At 72.2% G+C, this 15,490-nt stretch carries 17 protein-coding genes and 1 pseudogene; 6 read left to right on the top strand and 12 right to left on the bottom strand.

What is annotated here, in order from left to right:
- Nucleotides 1-7: 7 nt before the first annotated feature.
- Together ITJ60_RS05795 and ITJ60_RS05800 are read left to right on the top strand one after the other, a co-directional pair.
- Nucleotides 8-406 carry a cupin domain-containing protein gene (locus ITJ60_RS05795; RefSeq protein WP_123339363.1) on the top strand — a complete coding sequence of 133 codons (399 nt, stop codon included), beginning with the start codon at nt 8-10 and terminating at the stop codon, nt 404-406.
- A complete protein-coding gene (locus ITJ60_RS05800) occupies nt 403-1,074 on the top strand; it encodes an SDR family NAD(P)-dependent oxidoreductase (RefSeq protein WP_194647270.1) in 672 nt (223 codons plus the stop codon). Before ITJ60_RS05795 ends, ITJ60_RS05800 begins: the two co-directional genes overlap by 4 nt.
- A 141-nt stretch (nt 1,075-1,215) precedes the next feature.
- Here the strand turns inward: ITJ60_RS05800 and ITJ60_RS19260 are convergent, their stop codons facing one another.
- Nucleotides 1,216-1,758 carry a TetR/AcrR family transcriptional regulator gene (locus tag ITJ60_RS19260; RefSeq protein ID WP_194647271.1) on the bottom strand — a complete coding sequence of 181 codons (543 nt, stop codon included), beginning with the start codon at nt 1,756-1,758 and terminating at the stop codon, nt 1,216-1,218.
- 53 nt (nt 1,759-1,811) lie between these two features.
- Between ITJ60_RS19260 and ITJ60_RS05810 the strand changes: the two genes are divergently transcribed.
- Together ITJ60_RS05810 and ITJ60_RS05815 are read left to right on the top strand one after the other, a co-directional pair.
- The gene (locus tag ITJ60_RS05810) at nt 1,812-2,135 is read left to right on the top strand and encodes a DUF952 domain-containing protein (protein ID WP_194647272.1); all 324 of its coding nucleotides are present in this window, start codon (nt 1,812-1,814) and stop codon (nt 2,133-2,135) included.
- A gap of 106 nt (nt 2,136-2,241) precedes the next feature.
- A complete protein-coding gene (locus tag ITJ60_RS05815; protein ID WP_194647273.1) occupies nt 2,242-2,679 on the top strand; it encodes a hypothetical protein in 438 nt (145 codons plus the stop codon).
- A 46-nt stretch (nt 2,680-2,725) separates the two neighbouring features.
- On the opposite strand, the gene ITJ60_RS05820 is transcribed toward ITJ60_RS05815, so the two are convergent.
- From ITJ60_RS05820 to ITJ60_RS05855, 8 genes are all read right to left on the bottom strand, one after another.
- The gene (locus ITJ60_RS05820; protein ID WP_194647274.1) at nt 2,726-5,545 is read right to left on the bottom strand and encodes an ABC transporter permease; all 2,820 of its coding nucleotides are present in this window, start codon (nt 5,543-5,545) and stop codon (nt 2,726-2,728) included.
- Nucleotides 5,542-6,270: an ABC transporter ATP-binding protein gene (locus ITJ60_RS05825; protein ID WP_123339369.1), complete on the bottom strand. Its 729-nt coding sequence runs from the start codon at nt 6,268-6,270 to the stop codon at nt 5,542-5,544. The genes ITJ60_RS05820 and ITJ60_RS05825 overlap by 4 nt, the downstream gene beginning before the upstream one ends.
- Entirely contained in the window at nt 6,267-6,851 is a 585-nt protein-coding gene (locus ITJ60_RS05830) for a PadR family transcriptional regulator (protein WP_228509872.1), read from the bottom strand. The genes ITJ60_RS05825 and ITJ60_RS05830 overlap by 4 nt, the downstream gene beginning before the upstream one ends.
- Before the next feature lie 164 nt (nt 6,852-7,015).
- On the bottom strand, nt 7,016-7,897 hold the full coding sequence (locus ITJ60_RS05835; RefSeq protein ID WP_194647275.1) for an aldo/keto reductase: 882 nt from the start codon (nt 7,895-7,897) through the stop codon (nt 7,016-7,018).
- A 9-nt stretch (nt 7,898-7,906) separates the two neighbouring features.
- Nucleotides 7,907-8,539 (bottom strand): YdeI/OmpD-associated family protein, encoded by a 633-nt coding sequence (locus ITJ60_RS05840; RefSeq protein ID WP_194647276.1) that lies wholly within the window; start codon nt 8,537-8,539, stop codon nt 7,907-7,909.
- 128 nt (nt 8,540-8,667) lie between these two features.
- Complete coding sequence (locus ITJ60_RS05845; protein ID WP_194647277.1) at nt 8,668-10,218, bottom strand: FAD-binding oxidoreductase; 1,551 nt, start codon at nt 10,216-10,218, stop codon at nt 8,668-8,670.
- Nucleotides 10,215-10,451, bottom strand: coding sequence for a hypothetical protein (locus ITJ60_RS05850; protein ID WP_194647278.1), 237 nt, complete (start codon nt 10,449-10,451; stop codon nt 10,215-10,217). Before ITJ60_RS05850 ends, ITJ60_RS05845 begins: the two co-directional genes overlap by 4 nt.
- A 59-nt stretch (nt 10,452-10,510) precedes the next feature.
- A complete protein-coding gene (locus ITJ60_RS05855; RefSeq protein WP_194647279.1) occupies nt 10,511-11,050 on the bottom strand; it encodes an acyl-CoA thioesterase in 540 nt (179 codons plus the stop codon).
- A gap of 128 nt (nt 11,051-11,178) precedes the next feature.
- On the opposite strand from ITJ60_RS05855, the gene ITJ60_RS05860 reads away from it, so the two are divergent.
- Nucleotides 11,179-12,165, top strand: a complete 987-nt coding sequence (locus ITJ60_RS05860) for an aldo/keto reductase (protein WP_194647280.1) — start codon at nt 11,179-11,181, stop codon at nt 12,163-12,165.
- 177 nt (nt 12,166-12,342) lie between these two features.
- Nucleotides 12,343-13,749 (top strand): nucleobase:cation symporter-2 family protein, encoded by a 1,407-nt coding sequence (locus ITJ60_RS05865; RefSeq protein ID WP_228509873.1) that lies wholly within the window; start codon nt 12,343-12,345, stop codon nt 13,747-13,749.
- Here ITJ60_RS05865 and pucL read toward each other — a convergent pair.
- The 3 genes and pseudogenes from pucL to uraD all read right to left on the bottom strand — a co-directional run.
- Nucleotides 13,746-14,663 carry a factor-independent urate hydroxylase gene (gene pucL / locus ITJ60_RS05870; RefSeq protein WP_194647281.1) on the bottom strand — a complete coding sequence of 306 codons (918 nt, stop codon included), beginning with the start codon at nt 14,661-14,663 and terminating at the stop codon, nt 13,746-13,748. The genes ITJ60_RS05865 and pucL overlap by 4 nt on opposite strands.
- A gap of 5 nt (nt 14,664-14,668) precedes the next feature.
- A complete protein-coding gene (gene uraH, locus ITJ60_RS05875) occupies nt 14,669-14,989 on the bottom strand; it encodes a hydroxyisourate hydrolase (RefSeq protein WP_194647603.1) in 321 nt (106 codons plus the stop codon).
- 18 nt (nt 14,990-15,007) lie between these two features.
- Nucleotides 15,008-15,466, bottom strand: a pseudogene (gene uraD / locus ITJ60_RS05880) (2-oxo-4-hydroxy-4-carboxy-5-ureidoimidazoline decarboxylase); the annotation flags it as partial.
- Nucleotides 15,467-15,490 lie beyond the last annotated feature (24 nt).

Genomic DNA, 15,490 nt, shown 5'->3' on the forward strand with positions numbered 1-15,490 from the left:
CGGGGCCATGGAGATCCAACCGAAGCAGCCGACCGTCAAGAACCCGGCCGCGCAGTTCACCGGCGACGTGTACCTCGACGCCATCGCCAGCCCGAGGGAAGCCGGCCAGTCGATGACCGTCGCGAAGGTCCGGTTCCTGCCCGGCGCCCGCACCGCCTGGCACTCGCACGCCAACGGCCAGACCCTGCACGTCACCGAGGGTGTCGCGCGCATGGGTACCCGTGACGGCGGCGTGATCGAGGTCCAGCCGGGCCAGACCGTCTACACGCCTGCGGGGGAGGAGCACTGGCACGGTGCGACCCCGACGGATTACATGGAGCACCTCGCGATGCTCGACCTCGCCGACGACCCGGCGACCACCACCACCTGGCTCGAGCACGTCACCGACGAGGAGTACTCCGCATGACCACCATCGCAATCATCGGGGCCGGCAAGGGCCTCGGTCTCGCCGTCGCCGAACGCTTCGGCCGCGAGGGCTTCTCGATCGCCCTCGTCTCCCGCAACCAGGACCGCCTGGACGGCCTCGCCGCGTCGCTGCGCGAGCAGGGCATCACGGCCGCCGGGTTCGCCGCGAACGTCCGTGACGGCGATTCGCTCCGCAGCGCCCTCGAGCGTGCGACCGAGCAGCTCGGCCCCATCGAGGTGCTGCAGTACAGCCCGCTCCCCGCCAAGGAGTACATGCGTCCGGTACTCGAGACCACCGCGGACGACCTGGTCGGCCCGATCGAGTTCTCGGTCTACGGTTCGGTCAACGCGGTCCGCCAGGTGTTGCCCGGCATGCGCGCGATCGGCCACGGCACGATCCTGTTCGTGAACGGCGCCAGTGCGGTGCGTCCCGGCGCCCGGGTCACCGGCACCTCGGTCGCCTTCGCGGCCGAGAGCGCCTACGCCCAGCTCCTGCACGACGCCGTGCGCGACGAGCAGGTCCACGTCGGTCAGCTCATCATCCCGTTCGGCATCGACGACGGGCAGCCGGAGCACTCCGGCGAGTCCATCGCGGATCGTCTGTGGGCGATCCACTCGGAGCGCGGCGAGTTCCGCACGTACGCGGAGGCGCTGCCCGACCCCGCTTGAGCCCGGTTCGCGCCGCGCCGCTCGCCGCTTCGTGAGCAGGAATGGTCGGGTCCGCGGCGGCCACCCGACCATTTCTGCTCACCATGTGGCGGACGGGAGGCCCGGTGCCAGCTGGCACCGGGCCTCCCGTCCGCCCTGGGGTCAGGTCGAGAGCAGCGCGACGGCACGCGCGGCGCGTGCGGCGACCGCCGCCGCCGTCGGGGCCGGAGCCAAGCCGAGCAGGCGCTGGCGGTGGAGTTCCCCGAGCAGCAGGGTGAAGAGCTCGGCGGCGGTGTCCGGAGTCGCTCCGGCGCGGACCAGGGCCTGCTGGGCGGCGAGCGGGCCGGCCTCGTGGAACTCGCGGGCGAGCTCGGGCGACCGCGTCGACTCCGCGATCACGAGTCGGTGCAGGGCGACCGCACGGTCCGAGAGCAACGCGCTGCCGATCGCTGCGGCCGTGGACAGGAGGTCCGCGGCGGGCTGGGCGGCGTACGGGTGCTGCCGCCGGACGACCGCTCGGAGGATCGCGGGCTTGTCGCCGAACGCCGTGTAGAGCGTGCGCTTCGTGACCCCGGCCTCGGCGGCGACGCGGTCGAGCGCGACGCCCGCGAACCCGTGCTCCAGGAACAGGTCGGTCGCGACGTCGAGGATCCGCTCGTCCCGAGCGACCCGCTCGTCGGTGGTCGGACGTCCGCGCTTGTTCACGGACCCATCCTAGCGGTAATGATACGCTCCCGTTTCATTACCGAGGAGGGTCCATGACCGATGTGGTCTGTCACGTGGCGATCGCCGACGACTGGGAGATGAGCCGCGGGTTCGGCGAGTACGAGGTGTCGACCCGAGGGGTGCCGCTCGAGCCAGGCGGGTACGTCCGCGTCACCACACCCGACCGGGTGTCCGGGGTCGTCGCCGAGCGGTACGGCGACCTCGCGCTGCCCCTGCTCCGGATCGACCTGAGCGTCGCAGGGCTCGCGGCCGCGGGGGTGACGGTCGAGTGGGTCGACGGGGTCCCGCGGGTGCGGGGTCCGATCCCGATGGACGACGAGGTCGTGCTGGCCGAGGTGCCCATCGCCCGGCGGTGAGCGATCGGTGCGAACGACGACCACTTCGTGAGCAGAAACGGTCGAGTCCGCCAACGGCGACCCGACCATTTCTGCTCACGAAGTACCGCGCCCTAGGCTGGAAGCGATGTCCAGCGTCCTCCTCACCGTGCACGTCGTGGCGGCGCTGCTCACCCTCGGGCCCGTCGCGGTCGCCGGGAGCATGTTCCCGAAGCCGGCCCGTGCGCTCGTCGCCGATCCGGACGACGAGGGGGCCCGAGCGGTCGCCAGGGTCCTGCACCGGATCTGTCACGTGTACTCGATCATCTCGCTCGCGGTTCCGACCTTCGGCACGGCCCTGGCGTTCGAGGTCGGGGCGCTCGACGAGGCGTGGCTGCTCGTCTCGATCGGTCTGACCGCGGTGGCTGCGGGGATCCTCGCGCTCGGGGTCCTGCCGGAGCAGCGCGAGGTCCTGCGCGGCAACGGGACCGAGCGCTCGCCGCGGAAGCTCGCTGCCCTGGTCGGCCTGTTCAACGTGGTGTGGGTCGTCGTGGCCGTGCTCATGGTGGTGCAGCCCGGCACCTGACCGGGACTGCACCGGGACGGCGCCGCGTGCAGCGCCGCCCCACACCTCAGTGCGCCCGGCGCACCGCCACCCGGCGTCGGCCGTGCGCGGTGAGCCATGCCCCGGCCGTCACCAGCAGCGGCAGACCGATCGCGAGCAGGGCCAGCATCGACCAGTCCGGCACGAACGGCATGTGGTTCGACCCGACAGCTGGTTCCGTGAACCGCAGGGTGAGTGCCCGCATCGGCAGCAGCCCCAACAGGGTGCCGATCACCGCGCCCACCGAGGCCAGGATCGCTGCCTGCCAGGTCGACACCCGCCGTCGCAGTCGTGGTGCGGCACCGATCGCGTCGAGCACCTCGTCGTCGCGGCGCCCGTCGGACCGCGCGAGCCCGATGGCCACCGCCGTCGCACCGATCGTCACCGCCGCGGCCAGCGCGAGCACGATCGCCCGGATCAGTGCGCCGTTGTCGACGGGCCCGGCCTCGTACGCGAACTGCGGGCCGTCCCACCGGGCTCGGTCCGCGCCGCCGAAGCTCTGCCAGGCGGAGCTCAGCTCGTCCCACTGCTCGGGCGCGATGTCCCCGGGCAGCGTCGTCACGAGCATGCCGTCGACGGCGCGCACCCCGTAGTGCGCAGCGGTCGCCTTCGTCATGAAGACGCCGACCTGGATCCGCGGCGACTGCACGTCGAGCACGGCCGGGATCGACACGCTGGCGTCCGGCTTCGTCGTCGACGTGATCGTCGGGCTCTCCCACGTGCGGTCGTGGAACGTGTCGATGCGGACCGCGCCGTCGTGGGCGTACTCCGGCCAGAGCGACACGGCTTCGCCGCCCTCGAGCGCGTCCCGGACCGCGGCCGAGGGGCGGTGGCCGGTGAGCACGGCGTAGTCGTCGACGGTGCCGGTCCAGATGTGCGGGACGGTCGCGTCAGCGGTGTCGAGGTAGTACGAGCACGACGTGGAGTCGTAGCCGTCGCAGTCGAAGTCCGTCCACCGGTGCGGCATCGTCACGGACGACGGGGTGTCGCCCGCCCAGCCCTCGGCCACGCCGAGCACCCGGATCCGGTCGTGGTCGAGGACCCGCGCCACGACCTTCGCCGCGTGCGCCGTCAACGCCGCGTCGTGCCCGCTGGCGGCACCGTCCTTGCTGGACAGCTGCACCTCGGACGTCGCGACCCCGACCGCCGTCGTGTACTCGTACCCGCGGACGTACTGCGCGTGGCTCGATGCACTCCACGTGATCACGACCGACGCGACGAACACGACGCTCATCACACTGGCGAGCACCGGCACCGTCCGGACCGGGTTGCGCCGGGCATCGCGGGCGGCCAACCGAGCCGACAGGCCCAGGCGTGCGGACATCCGGGACACCAGGGCGAGGAGCCACGGCGAGCAGATCGCGATGCCGAGCTGCATCAGGCACGGCCCGAGCGCGACCCCGGCACCGGCCACCCAGGCCCAGTGGTCGTCCTGCACCCGGCGGTCGTTGAGCATGAGCACCCCGGCGCCGCACGCCAGCGTCATCACGGCACCGGCGATGATGAGCACCGGCCCCCAGATGCGTCGCCGACGACGAGCGGGACGGTCGACGGGCGCGGGTCGGAGTGAACCCCGCAGCGCCGCGAGCACGTTGATGCGCGTGGCGGCCCGAGCAGCGACGAGTGCGGAGACCAGCCCGGCCAGGACGCCGGCGGCCGCGACCACGAGCAGCAGGAGCGGGGGCACGTGCAAGCCGGGGAACGACACGACGTCGCCGTTGTCGATCAGGCGGAACACCGCGACGCCGATCCCGGTGCCCACCGCGACGCCGAGGACGGCGCCGATGGACCCGAGCACGAGGCCGGACCCGGCGACGATCGTCCGGACGAACCGCTTGTCCCCGCCGACGCTCGTGACGATCGCGTACGAACGGGTGTCCGCCCTCGTGCCGACCAGGAACGCGGCCCCGGCGAGCAGCGCGACCTCGAACATCGCGAAGACCCCGAGCAGCGCCATCGCACCGAGGTACCAGCCGAGCGACGAGTTCACCTGGCCGCCGGGCAGGCGGGCGTCCGGCGGGTCGAGCACGACCGGGCGGGACTGCACGACGATGCCGTGCGCGTTGAGCTGCCGGATCTCCGACCAGGTCGGCGCGTCCGACGGCAAGTAGACGGTGACGTCGGTGAGACCCGCGTCGTCGGTGGTGTCGGTCGTCGACAGGGTCGTCCCCCACGGCAGGAAGACGCCCTGCTCGCTGGGCGCCGAACCGAGGTCGCGCATCGTCCCGGTGATCGTGAAGCGCTTCGTGACCGGGTCCGTCAGGTCGACGGTGTCGCCGATGTGCGCGCCGAGTCGCTCGAGCGTCGCCGGGGTGACCATCAGTTCGCTGCGCGTGGTGGGCACGGCACCGTCGAGCACGTGCCAGTGGCCCTCGAGCGACGGGTCCCACACGCTGCCCTCGTCGGCGGAGAGCCCCACCGGACCCCGCGGTCCCTGCAGGACAACCGGCGTGCTGCCGACCGGGATCGCCAGCGCGCCGTCGGGCACGTGGGCGAGGACGTTCGTGAACGGTGTGTCCTCGTCGGCCTTCGAAGCGGGGCTGTTCCGCTTCGTGTCGGTGTACTGCCATTCCACCGGGTCCTGCCGCATGCCGGGCACGTCCGGGCCGGACACCCGCATCTGCGCGGACGCCTGCCCCAGGTCGTAGTCGAGCCGTTCGGTGACCGTCGCCTGCGTCGACTGCACGACGACCGCCACCGCGGCGAACCCGGCGGTGGGGATGCCGATGAGCGCGATGATGAGCGCCGCCCGACCGGCCTTCGCGAAGGCCAGTCGACGCCCCAGGCGGAGCGCCGGTCGGAGGGCGAACGGCGTCCGGCCGGTACCGGGACGCCGACGCCGGCTCACGACGCGGTCCGGTCCGACAAGGTGAGCTCGACGCCCGAGTACACGGTCTCGTCGACCACGCGACCGTCGCGCAGGAAGACGATCCGGTCTGCCCAGGCTGCGTGTCGGGCGTCGTGGGTGACGAGCAGTGCGCCGGCTCCGGCATCGACGTGCCGCCGGAGCATGCGGAGCACGACCTCGCCGGTCTGCGAGTCGAGGGCGCCGGTCGGTTCGTCCGCCAGCACGAGCCGACGTTCGCCGACGACGCCCCTGGCGATCGCGACGCGCTGCTGCTGCCCACCGGACAGGTCGTCGGGGTAGGCGTCGCCGCGGTGCGCGAGTTCGACGTTGTCGAGTGCCAGCTCCGCGGCGCGGCGGGCCTGCGAGGCCTTCCAACCGTCGAGCTCGAGCGGCAGCGCCACGTTCTCGACCGCGGTGAGCGAGGGGATCAGGTTGAAGTCCTGGAACACGAACCCGATGAGGCGACGGCGGAGGGCCGCGAGTTCCTTGGCCGGTCGGTCGGACACGAACTCGCCGTCGATCAGCACTTCGCCGCTCGTCGGCGGTAGCAGGGTGCCGGCGCAGGCGAGCAGCGTCGACTTGCCGGAACCCGAGGTCCCCATGACGGCGACCATCTCGCCGCGCTGGACGGCCAGGTCGATGCCGGCCAGCGCCGTGACGGCCTTCGCGCCGGAGCCGTAGTGCACGCTGACGGCGTCGAGCTGCAGGAGCGGTGCGGCGCTCACCGTGCACTCCGCGCGGTGTCGTCAGCGGTCGGGGACGAGGCGCCAGCGTCAGTCGCCGGGTGCTCCTCCGGCCGGTACCGCGCCACGGTCGACTCCACGTGGTCGAGCCACCGCACCTCGGCCTCGGCCTGGAACACCATCGACTCGAGCACGAGCGACCACGCCAGGTCCGTCGCGGGATCGGTCGTGCGCTTGAGCCGGGTCAGGTCCTGCAGGTTCCGGATCGCGGCACCGCGCTGCACCTGCACCAGACGCGCGACGTCGACGCCGGGCACCGTCACGGCCAGGGCGAACTTGATCGCGAGCTCGTCACGACCACGCTTGGCGGGCACCGGCTCGCTGAACCAGCGCGCCACTTCCCCGCGACCCGCGTCGGTCACCGTGTAGACGACGTGGCCGTCGTCGTCGGTGTCGCCGCGGGCCACGAGGCCGTCGCGTTCCAGGCGGTCGAGCGTCGTGTAGACCTGGCCGATGTTCAGCGGCCAGCTCCCGCCGGTGCGGTGCTCGAACTCCCCCCTGAGCTGGTACCCGTACCCGGGTCCCCCCACCAGCAGCGCGAGTACGCCCATCCGTACGCTCATGACACTTCCCCGTCTCTCGTCCACCATGGACATACCGAGTATGCCCATACCGCGTATGCATGCGCAAGCGCGGTGGTGGAGAGCGCGGGAGACGGACGGGAGGCACGGTGCCAGCTGGCACCGTGCCGCCCGTCCGCCGTTCGGTCGCGTCCGCGACCGAAGGGTCAGGAACCCAGCTTCGACAGCTCCTCGAACTCGCCGTCGGTCAGCTCGATGGTCGCGCCCTGCAGGTTGTCCTCCAGGTGCGAGACGCTCGAGGTGCCGGGGATCGGGAGCACGACGGGCGAGCGCTTGAGCAGCCACGCGAGGGCGAGCTGCGCCGGGGAAGCACCCTTCCGCTCGGCGATCTCCGTGAGCGGGGAGTCCTCGCCGGTCAGCCCGCCGGTCGCGAGCGGGAACCACGGGATGAACGCGATGCCCTGCTCGGTCGACCAGTCGAGGAGCTCCTCGGCGTCGCGCTTCTGCAGGTTGTACAGGTTCTGGACGGAGACGATCGTCGCGATCTCCTGGGCTGCCTTGACGTCGTCGACCGACACCTCGGACAGGCCGATGTGCCGGATCTTGCCCTCGTCCTGCAGCTTCTTCAGCTCGCCGACCTGGTCCTCGAGCGGGACCTTCGGGTCGATGCGGTGCAGCTGGAACAGGTCGATGCGCTCGAGGCCCAGGCGGCGGAGGCTCATCTCGGCCTCCTGTCGCAGGTACTCCGGGCGGCCGACCGGCGGCCACTCGTTCGGGCCGGTCCGGGTGAGTCCGGCCTTCGTCGCGATGACGACGTCGTCGCCGTAGGGGTGGAGCGCCTCGTGCAGCAGCTCCTCGGCGACGTGGGGGCCGTACGAGTCGGCGGTGTCGAAGAAGTCCACGCCGAGCTCGACGGCGCGCTTGAGGACGCGAACGGCCTCGTCGTGGTCCTTCGGCGGCCCCCAGACTCCGGGGCCGGTGAGCTGCATGGTGCCGTAGCCGAGGCGGTGGACCTCGAGGTCGCCCCCGATGCGGAAGGTGCCGGAGGCGGCGGCCGGGCGGTTCGTGGTGTCGGTGCCAGTGGTCATGTCCCCGGTCTACGCCGGAGGCGTTGCCGGTCCCTGAGTCGGTGTCCCCCGGCGCTCCGACCGGTCCGGACGCGGGTGCGGCGTCTCACCGCGTGCCAGTCCGGCGACGAGCTTCGTGAGCCGGTTCGTCCGCGAGGTCGCACTCGGCGCGGTCGTGATCCGGTGCAGCACGGCGTACCGGTTCGTCGCGTCGAGCTCGGCGAACAGGACGGCTGCCGCGGGCGAGGCGTCGAGCGCGGCCTGCAGGTCCTCGGGGACGGTGGCGGTCGCCGGCCCGGCGTACGCGCGGTCCCACCGGCCGTCGCCCTTCGCCCGGTCGATCTCGGCCTGCCCTCGCTCGCGCATCCGGCCGTCGGCGATCAGTGTCGCCACGAGCCCGAGGTTGCGCTGCGACCAGAGTGACGCCTTCCGGCGGGGTGTGAACCGCTGGCGGTAGGTCGTGTCGTCCCGCCCCCGCCGCTGCCCGTCGATCCAGCCCGAGCACAGTGCCTCGTCGAGGGCGGTGTCGTAGGTCAGGGTCGTCGGCTCGGTGACGCCCTTCTTCGCGAGCACGAGCCACACCCCGTCGGCGTCACCCTCGTGCTCGTCGAGCCAGGCGCGCCAGGCAGCGACGTCCGGCAGCACCAGGTCGACGATGTCCATGCGGTCATCGTAGGTCGCCCCCGGCTCCTGCCCGAGTCTCGGCGTGGGCGACAGTTCTCGCGGTGCGCGCCGCGAGAACTGTCGCTCACACCGAGACTCGCGTGCGTCGGGCCGAGACTCGTGCGGCGTCAGACCCAGTTTGGCTGGTCGAGCACGCCCGTCGGGTCCGCCTGTTCGGCGATGCGGTGCAGGCGCGAGGTGTTGTCCCCGAAGTACGCCGACGGGTCCGTGATGGCCGCGTCGCAGTAGTTCGCGTACGCCGCGTCGCCCCACGCTGGCCGCATGGCCCGTCGGAACCCCCGCACGTACGCGTCGAACGGTGCAGGGTCCGCGCCGTCGGCGAAGACCGCCGTGTACTGCACGGTCATGAGCGCGGACCGCCACGGGAACGCCGAGTCGGTCCGGCCGACGTCCGCCACGACGCCGCCGAGGGCATCGAGCGCGACCCCGCCCTCGAGGTTGCCGTCGACGTCGCCCGCTGCAGCAGCCTGGGCGACGAGCACGTTGATCTGCACGTCGGTGAGCTTCGCCGATCCGATCGACGACGTCGCTGCCTCGGACACCCGCTGCGGCTTCCCCGCCAGCGCGGACATCGCGGCGCCGTAGGTGAGCACCCGCCCGGTGTGGGCGAGGGGCTTCGCACCGGTGGCGGCGATGAAACCGTCGACGGAGGTGTCGGCGCCGGTCTTCGATCCGGTCCACACGCCGGTCACGGTGACCGTCGGGGCGGTGTGCCGACTGCCGTTCAGCAGCTTGAGCGTCGACCACAGCTTCGGGTCGGCGGTGGGCGCCCAGTCCTGCCAGGCGCGCACCACGGCAGCGGCGGCCGACCACGCGAACGTGATGCTGAAGAGCAGGACGGGAGGCGCGGCCTGCGTCCGGTACGTCAGTGCGGTCACGACGCCGACGGTTCCACCGCCCCCACCGCGGCAGGCCCAGAACAGGTCGGGTTCGCTCGACGTCGAGACCTCGTGCACGGCGCCGTCCGGAGTGACGAGCGTGACGCCGGTCAGCTGGTCGCAGGTCAGCCCGAATGAGCGGACGAGCACGCCGACCCCACCACCGAGGGTGAGCCCGCCGATGCCGACGGTCGGGCAGGAGCCAGCGCCGATCGCCCGTCCGGCCTTCGCCAGCGCGGCGTAGACGTCCCCGAGCTGCGCACCCGGGCCGATCGTGACGGTGTCGTCGTCGTGCAGTTCGATGCCGTCGAGGTCCTGCGTGCTGATCACGAGCGACCGCGGGACGTCGGTCCCGGGTGCGCCGCCGGCCGACCAGCCCGTGTACGAGTGCCCGCCCGCTCGCAGTGCGACGGGGGTACGGGTGTTCCGCGCGAACGCGAGACCGGCCTGCACGTCCGGAGCCCCGGCGACGCGCAGGATGCCCTGCGGGTCGGCGTCGTCGTAGCGCGGGTTCTCGAGCACGCGCGCGCTGTCCCAGCCGTTCGACCCGGACCGGAGCACCGTGCCGGAGACGGCGGCGGCGAGGGCGTCCCACGAGTCGGGGCCGCCGGGCGTCGGCGTGCTCGAAGGCGTCCTCGTCGGCTGTGCGGAGCCGCTGGAGGTCGGTCGCGGCGAGCCCGACGGAGCGGGGCTCGGCCGGGTGCACGCTGCCAGCACCCCGGCGAGCCCGAGTCCGACGCCTCCGGCGAGCAGGATCCGCCTGGTCGGGCGGTGCGTCACGACCCGGCGAGTCCACCGCCGGCACCGGTGATGCCGGGGTGTGCGGACTTCGCGAGGCCCTCGGTCATCGAGTGCGCCGCTTCGGCGTCGGCGAGGGATCGGGCTCCGAGGGTCGGGTCGACGGGTTCGAGGTGGGCGAGGAGCTTCGCACGACGGCGGTTCTGCACCTCGAGCACGGTGAGCAGCGCGGCGATGGCCACGACCACTCCGATGACGATCCACATGACGACCATGACGTTCCCCTTCCGTCCCGGGGCGTCCACCCCGTCCCCCGAGCGTACCGCCGCCGTGTCTACGCCGCGCTGCTGATCCGAACGGCACCAGCCCACCCGTGCACCCACGCGGGCAGTTCACGGTCGGCCGGTGCTCCGCCGACGGCGTCGAGCAGGTCCGCCATCGGGACCGTCCCGCCGGCGCGGCGCAGGAACCGCGCCTGGACGACGGCACGGGCGACGACGGCTCCGCGACGGACGAAGGTCTGCTCCAGGTACACGGCCCGGTCGTCGACGCCGAGCACCCGGGTCACGAGCTCGAACCGCTGCCCGAGGGTCAGGGACCGCTTGTACGTGATGGTCTGCGCCGAGACGACCGGGTACCAGCCGCGCTCCGCGATCGCGCTCCAGAACCCCGACCGCACCATCAGGTCGAGCCGCCCGAGGTCGAGCATCGACAGGTACTTCCCGTTGTTCACGTGCCGCAGCGGGTCGAGGTCGGTCAGGGTCACGCGGAACGGTGTGCGTGCCTCGTCCCAGAGCGACGGCCGCCGTCCACCGGTCGTCGGGCGGAGCCGGACACGCAGGCGCAACAGGAACAGCCGGAAGTACAGGTTCACGCCCCGATCACACCAGAAGGCCGCGCTGCCCCGCGTGGACCTTGGAGGATCCACACGAACGGTGCCCGTGTCTGACCGGCACAGGCAGTGCCTTCCTCCGAGCGGCGCACCCGGAGTAGACCTGCACCATGCAGACACGCAAGCTCGCAGACCTCGAGGTCGGACCCGTCGGCCTCGGCACCATGGGCATGAGCGCCTTCTACACGGGCGCCGGCACCGACGACGCGGAGTCGATCCGCACCATCCACCGTGCGATCGACCTCGGCGTCACCCTGTTCGACACGGCCGAGGCGTACGGCCCCTACACGAACGAGGACCTGCTCCGCCGGGCCCTCGCCGACCGCCGCGACGACGTCGTGATCGCGACGAAGTTCGGCCTCATCACCCACACCGCCGGTGAGGAGACGCCCGCCACCGGCCGCGGCATCAGCTCCGCACCGGAGTCCGTGCGCGAGGCCCTCGAGGGGTCCCTGCGGCGCCTCGGCACCGACCACATCGACCTGTACTACCAGCACCGCGTCGACCCGGCCGTCCCGATCGAGGACGTCATCGGGCAGCTTGCGGGCTTCGTGCAGGAGGGCAAGATCCGGCACATCGGCCTGTCCGAGGCCGGACCCGAGACGATCCGGAAGGCCCACGCGGTCCACCCGATCACCGCCCTGCAGAGCGAGTACTCGCTGTGGACGCGCGACCCCGAGGGTGCGGTGCTCGACACCCTGCGCGAGCTCGGCATCGGCCTGGTGCCGTACTCGCCGCTCGGCCGCGGGTTCCTGACCGGTGCGATCACGAAGCCGTCCGACCTGGACTCCGACGACTTCCGCCTGGCGAACCCGCGCTTCCAGGAAGAGGCGTTCGCGCAGAACATGCGCATCGTCGACGCCGTCAAGGCGATCGCGACCGAGGCCGACGCGACCCCGGCTCAGGTCTCCCTCGCCTGGCTGCTCGCCCAGGGCGACGACGTCGTGCCGATCCCGGGCACGAAGCGTGTGTCGCGCCTCGAGGAGAACGTCGGCGCCGCCGACCTGACCCTCACCGCGGACCAGGTCACGCGCCTGTCGGCGCTCCCGGTCCCGACCGGCGACCGCTACCCCGACATGTCGACCATCGGTCGCTGACGCAACCGGATGACGGCCGGGAGGCCCGTGGCGGATCCGCCACGGACCTCCCGGCCGTCTCGGCGTGCGTTTCGGGCGCTGGTCCGGTGACCGACGCGACCCACGCCCGTCATCCCGGGGAAACACGGGCTGCATAGCGTCCGGAGCACAGGGAAACCACCGCTCGAAGGGGACGCCATGACGACCACGAAGACACCGCGCGCGACACCGACCGAGGACGGTGTCGACTCCGTCCCACCGCTCGCCAGGCTCCTGCCGCTCGGCCTGCAGCACGTGCTCGCGATGTACGCGGGCGCGATCGCCGTCCCGCTCATCGTCGGTGGCGCCCTCGGCTTCGACAGCGCTGACCTGGCGTTCCTCATCAGCGCCGACCTGTTCGTCGCGGGCCTCGCCACGATCGTGCAGTCCGTCGGCTTCTGGCGGTTCGGGGTCCGGCTGCCGCTCGTGCAGGGCGTCACGTTCGCCGCCGTCGGCCCGATGATCGCGATCGGCACCGAGCACGGCATCACCGCCGTGTACGGGGCGACGATCGCGTGCGGCGTCTTCATGGTGGTCGTCGCACCGTGGTTCGCGCAGCTCGTCCGCTTGTTCCCCCCGATCGTCACCGGCACGGTCATCCTCATCATCGGCCTGTCGCTCATGAGCGTCGCCGCCGGCTGGGTCACCGACGGCGGGAAGGACGGTGCTGCCGACCCGCTCGACGTCGCGTTCGCCGCTGGGGTGCTGCTCGCGATCGTCCTGGTCGAACGGTTCGCGCCGCAGGGGCTCGCCCGGGTGTCGGTGCTGTTCGGGCTGCTGCTCGGCACCGTCGTGGCGCTGTTCGTCCCCGGCATGGTCGACGGGTCGGGCATCGGCGACGCGGGCTGGTTCGCCTTCGTCACGCCGTTCCACTTCGGGCTGCCGACGTTCGACCTCGCCTCGATCGTGTCGATGCTCGTCGTCGGGCTCGTGATCATGACCGAGACCACCGGCGACATGATCGCGGTCGGCGAGGTCACCGGGCGTCCCGTGTCGAAGCGCACGCTCGCCGACGGCCTGCGCGCGGACGGACTCGGCACCGTCGTCGGCGGGGTGTTCAACACGTTCCCGTACACGGCGTTCGCGCAGAACGTCGGGCTCGTCGCACTGACCGGCGTGCGCTCCCGGTACGTGGCGACGGCGGCCGGCGGCATCCTCGTGGTGCTCGGTCTGGTGCCGAAGGTGGCCGCGGTGGTCGAGGCGATCCCGCACGCGGTGCTCGGCGGTGCCGGTGTCGCCCTGTTCGGCATGGTCGCGGCGTCGGGCATCAGGACGCTGTCGAAGGTGCGGTTCGACAACCGGAACGTGCTCGTCGTGGCGCTGCCGCTCGGCATCGCGCTGCTGCCGACCGTCGCCCCGGAGATCTACGGGCAGTTCCCGACGTGGTTCACGCTGGTCTTCGACTCGGGGATCTCGGCCGGCGCCGTCGCGGCGATCCTGCTCAACCTGCTGCTCGGCTCGCGCGCCGTGGCCGAGCGGTACGGCGAGGACCCGGCGGTCGGTTCGTACGACGGGGTGCGGTCGACGGCGCCGATCGCGCTGCCGCGCGAGGAGCCCTCGGCCTAGACGAAGGCGGGCAGGTGCTCCCACGCACGGGGCTCCTCGGCCACGCCGTCGCGGACGACCGTCCCCTCGATCAGCCCGTAGGGACGGTCGGCCGCGATGAACACCTCGTTCTCGTTCGTCAGGTCGAACGGCGACAGGTCCACGACGAAGTGGTGCTTGTTCGGCATCGCGAACCGCACCTCGGCGAGCTCGGGCCGCAGTTCGATCGCCGCCCGCCCCATCTCCCACAGCGTCTGCTGCAGAGCGAGCGAGTGCACGGTGGCGAACTGCTCGAGCATCACGGCGACGACCTCCTCGTACAGGGCGTCGTAGTCGATCCCCGCTGCGACGGCGGACGGCAGGTACCGCCACCGCGCCGTGACCTCGGTCGCCATGATGCGGTCCGTCGTCTCCGGCAGGGTCGTGAACCGCGACCGCGGGAACCCGTGGAACTCGGACCCGGTCGACTTCAGGACGACCAGGTCCTTCACACCGCCGGTGACGTGGCGCTCGCCGCCCTCGACGTGCACCGTCGCCAGACGGGTCCCGGTGCCGGTGCGGCGGAACGAGTGGTCGTGCGGTTGCCCGTCGACCGTGATGCGTTCCCACGGGTGCACCTCGGCCTGCCAGAGCCCGCCCTCGACCCAGTCGAACTCGCTCGTGAACTGGTCGGCGAGCAGCGCGAGGAAGTCCTCCGGGGCGCCGACGCCGTGCTCCTTCGCCAGGGCGAACACGGTGTTCTTCTGGGTGTCCGTCGCGACGATCCGGGAGTTGTCGCCGCTGGTGAACGACCCGGCGAACGCCTCGCCGATGAGCTGCGACGTCACGGTCAGGTCGGCGAGCTCGTGCCGGTCGCCGTGCCGGGTCACCCGCACCAGGCGGTTCTCGGCCTTGCCGTACTTGTTCGGCCCCAGGTGGACGGTGGTCTCCGACATGGCGGTCAACTCCCTCGGTAGGTGCTGTAGGCGAAGGGGCTCAACAGCAGCGGGACGTGCAGGTGCTCGGTGCCCGTGACGCGGAACGCCACGGTCACGAACGGGTGGAAGGTCGGCACCCCGGCGGCGGCGAAGTACGGGCCGGTGTCGAAGCGCAGCACGTGGTCGATGCGCTCGAGCACGTCGGGGCCGAGCGCGGCGCGGCCGTCGGCGTCGGTCGAGCCGGTCGCGACGACGTCACCGTCGACGGTGCTGAGGGTCAGGCCGACGCCGACCGCCGGGGTGCCGGTGGTGGCGTCGAGCACGTGCGTGGTCAGGTGCGGCACGGCGAAGGTCGCACGGATGCGGTGCAGGGCGATGTCGGACAGGGCAGCGGCGGCCTCGCGCGTCTCGACCACCGGGTCACCCGCGAGGCGCCGGTCGAGCTCGGCCAGCAGCTCCTCGGGGGTCCGACCGGCGGCCCGCACCAGGAACACCCGCCCGAACCGCTGTTCGTACGCGGCGTTGCCGTCGGCGATCCGGCCGGCCACCGCGTCGGCGGCGCTGCGCATCGACGACTGTTCGCGGGCCGATGAGGCATCGGTCGTCCGCTCCCCGATCCGCGGGTGCTGCGCCAGGGCGTGGTCGAGCTCCGGCGCACCCCACGACGCCGACTCGACTCGCGCTCGGTCGAGCAGCGCCGACACCGTGCCGAACGGGCGCGCGGCCACCAGGGCGTCGACCCACGCGGGCACGTCGGCCCATCTCCGGATCACCGCGGCGGCGTCGGAGGCGGTCGCGTCGTCGAGGTCGCCGAGGTCCATGTGCCGAGGCTATGGAACGTCCGT

It is taken from the genome of Curtobacterium sp. VKM Ac-2884, from assembly GCF_015350945.1.
In the GTDB taxonomy this organism is placed as follows: Bacteria; Actinomycetota; Actinomycetes; order Actinomycetales; family Microbacteriaceae; genus Curtobacterium.

What these genes read in the sequence shown, in the direction of transcription:
- ITJ60_RS05795 (WP_123339363.1), top strand. Translation starts at nt 8, where the DNA reads ATGGAGATCCAACCGAAGCAGCCGACCGTCAAGAACCCGGCCGCGCAG.
- ITJ60_RS05800 (WP_194647270.1), top strand. Translation starts at nt 403, where the DNA reads ATGACCACCATCGCAATCATCGGGGCCGGCAAGGGCCTCGGTCTCGCC.
- ITJ60_RS05810 (WP_194647272.1), top strand. Translation starts at nt 1,812, where the DNA reads ATGACCGATGTGGTCTGTCACGTGGCGATCGCCGACGACTGGGAGATG.
- ITJ60_RS05815 (WP_194647273.1), top strand. Translation starts at nt 2,242, where the DNA reads ATGTCCAGCGTCCTCCTCACCGTGCACGTCGTGGCGGCGCTGCTCACC.
- ITJ60_RS05830 (WP_228509872.1), bottom strand. Translation starts at nt 6,851, where the DNA reads ATGAGCGTACGGATGGGCGTACTCGCGCTGCTGGTGGGGGGACCCGGG.
- ITJ60_RS05835 (WP_194647275.1), bottom strand. Translation starts at nt 7,897, where the DNA reads ATGACCACTGGCACCGACACCACGAACCGCCCGGCCGCCGCCTCCGGC.
- ITJ60_RS05840 (WP_194647276.1), bottom strand. Translation starts at nt 8,539, where the DNA reads ATGGACATCGTCGACCTGGTGCTGCCGGACGTCGCTGCCTGGCGCGCC.
- ITJ60_RS05850 (WP_194647278.1), bottom strand. Translation starts at nt 10,451, where the DNA reads ATGGTCGTCATGTGGATCGTCATCGGAGTGGTCGTGGCCATCGCCGCG.
- ITJ60_RS05860 (WP_194647280.1), top strand. Translation starts at nt 11,179, where the DNA reads ATGCAGACACGCAAGCTCGCAGACCTCGAGGTCGGACCCGTCGGCCTC.
- ITJ60_RS05865 (WP_228509873.1), top strand. Translation starts at nt 12,343, where the DNA reads ATGACGACCACGAAGACACCGCGCGCGACACCGACCGAGGACGGTGTC.
- pucL (WP_194647281.1), bottom strand. Translation starts at nt 14,663, where the DNA reads ATGTCGGAGACCACCGTCCACCTGGGGCCGAACAAGTACGGCAAGGCC.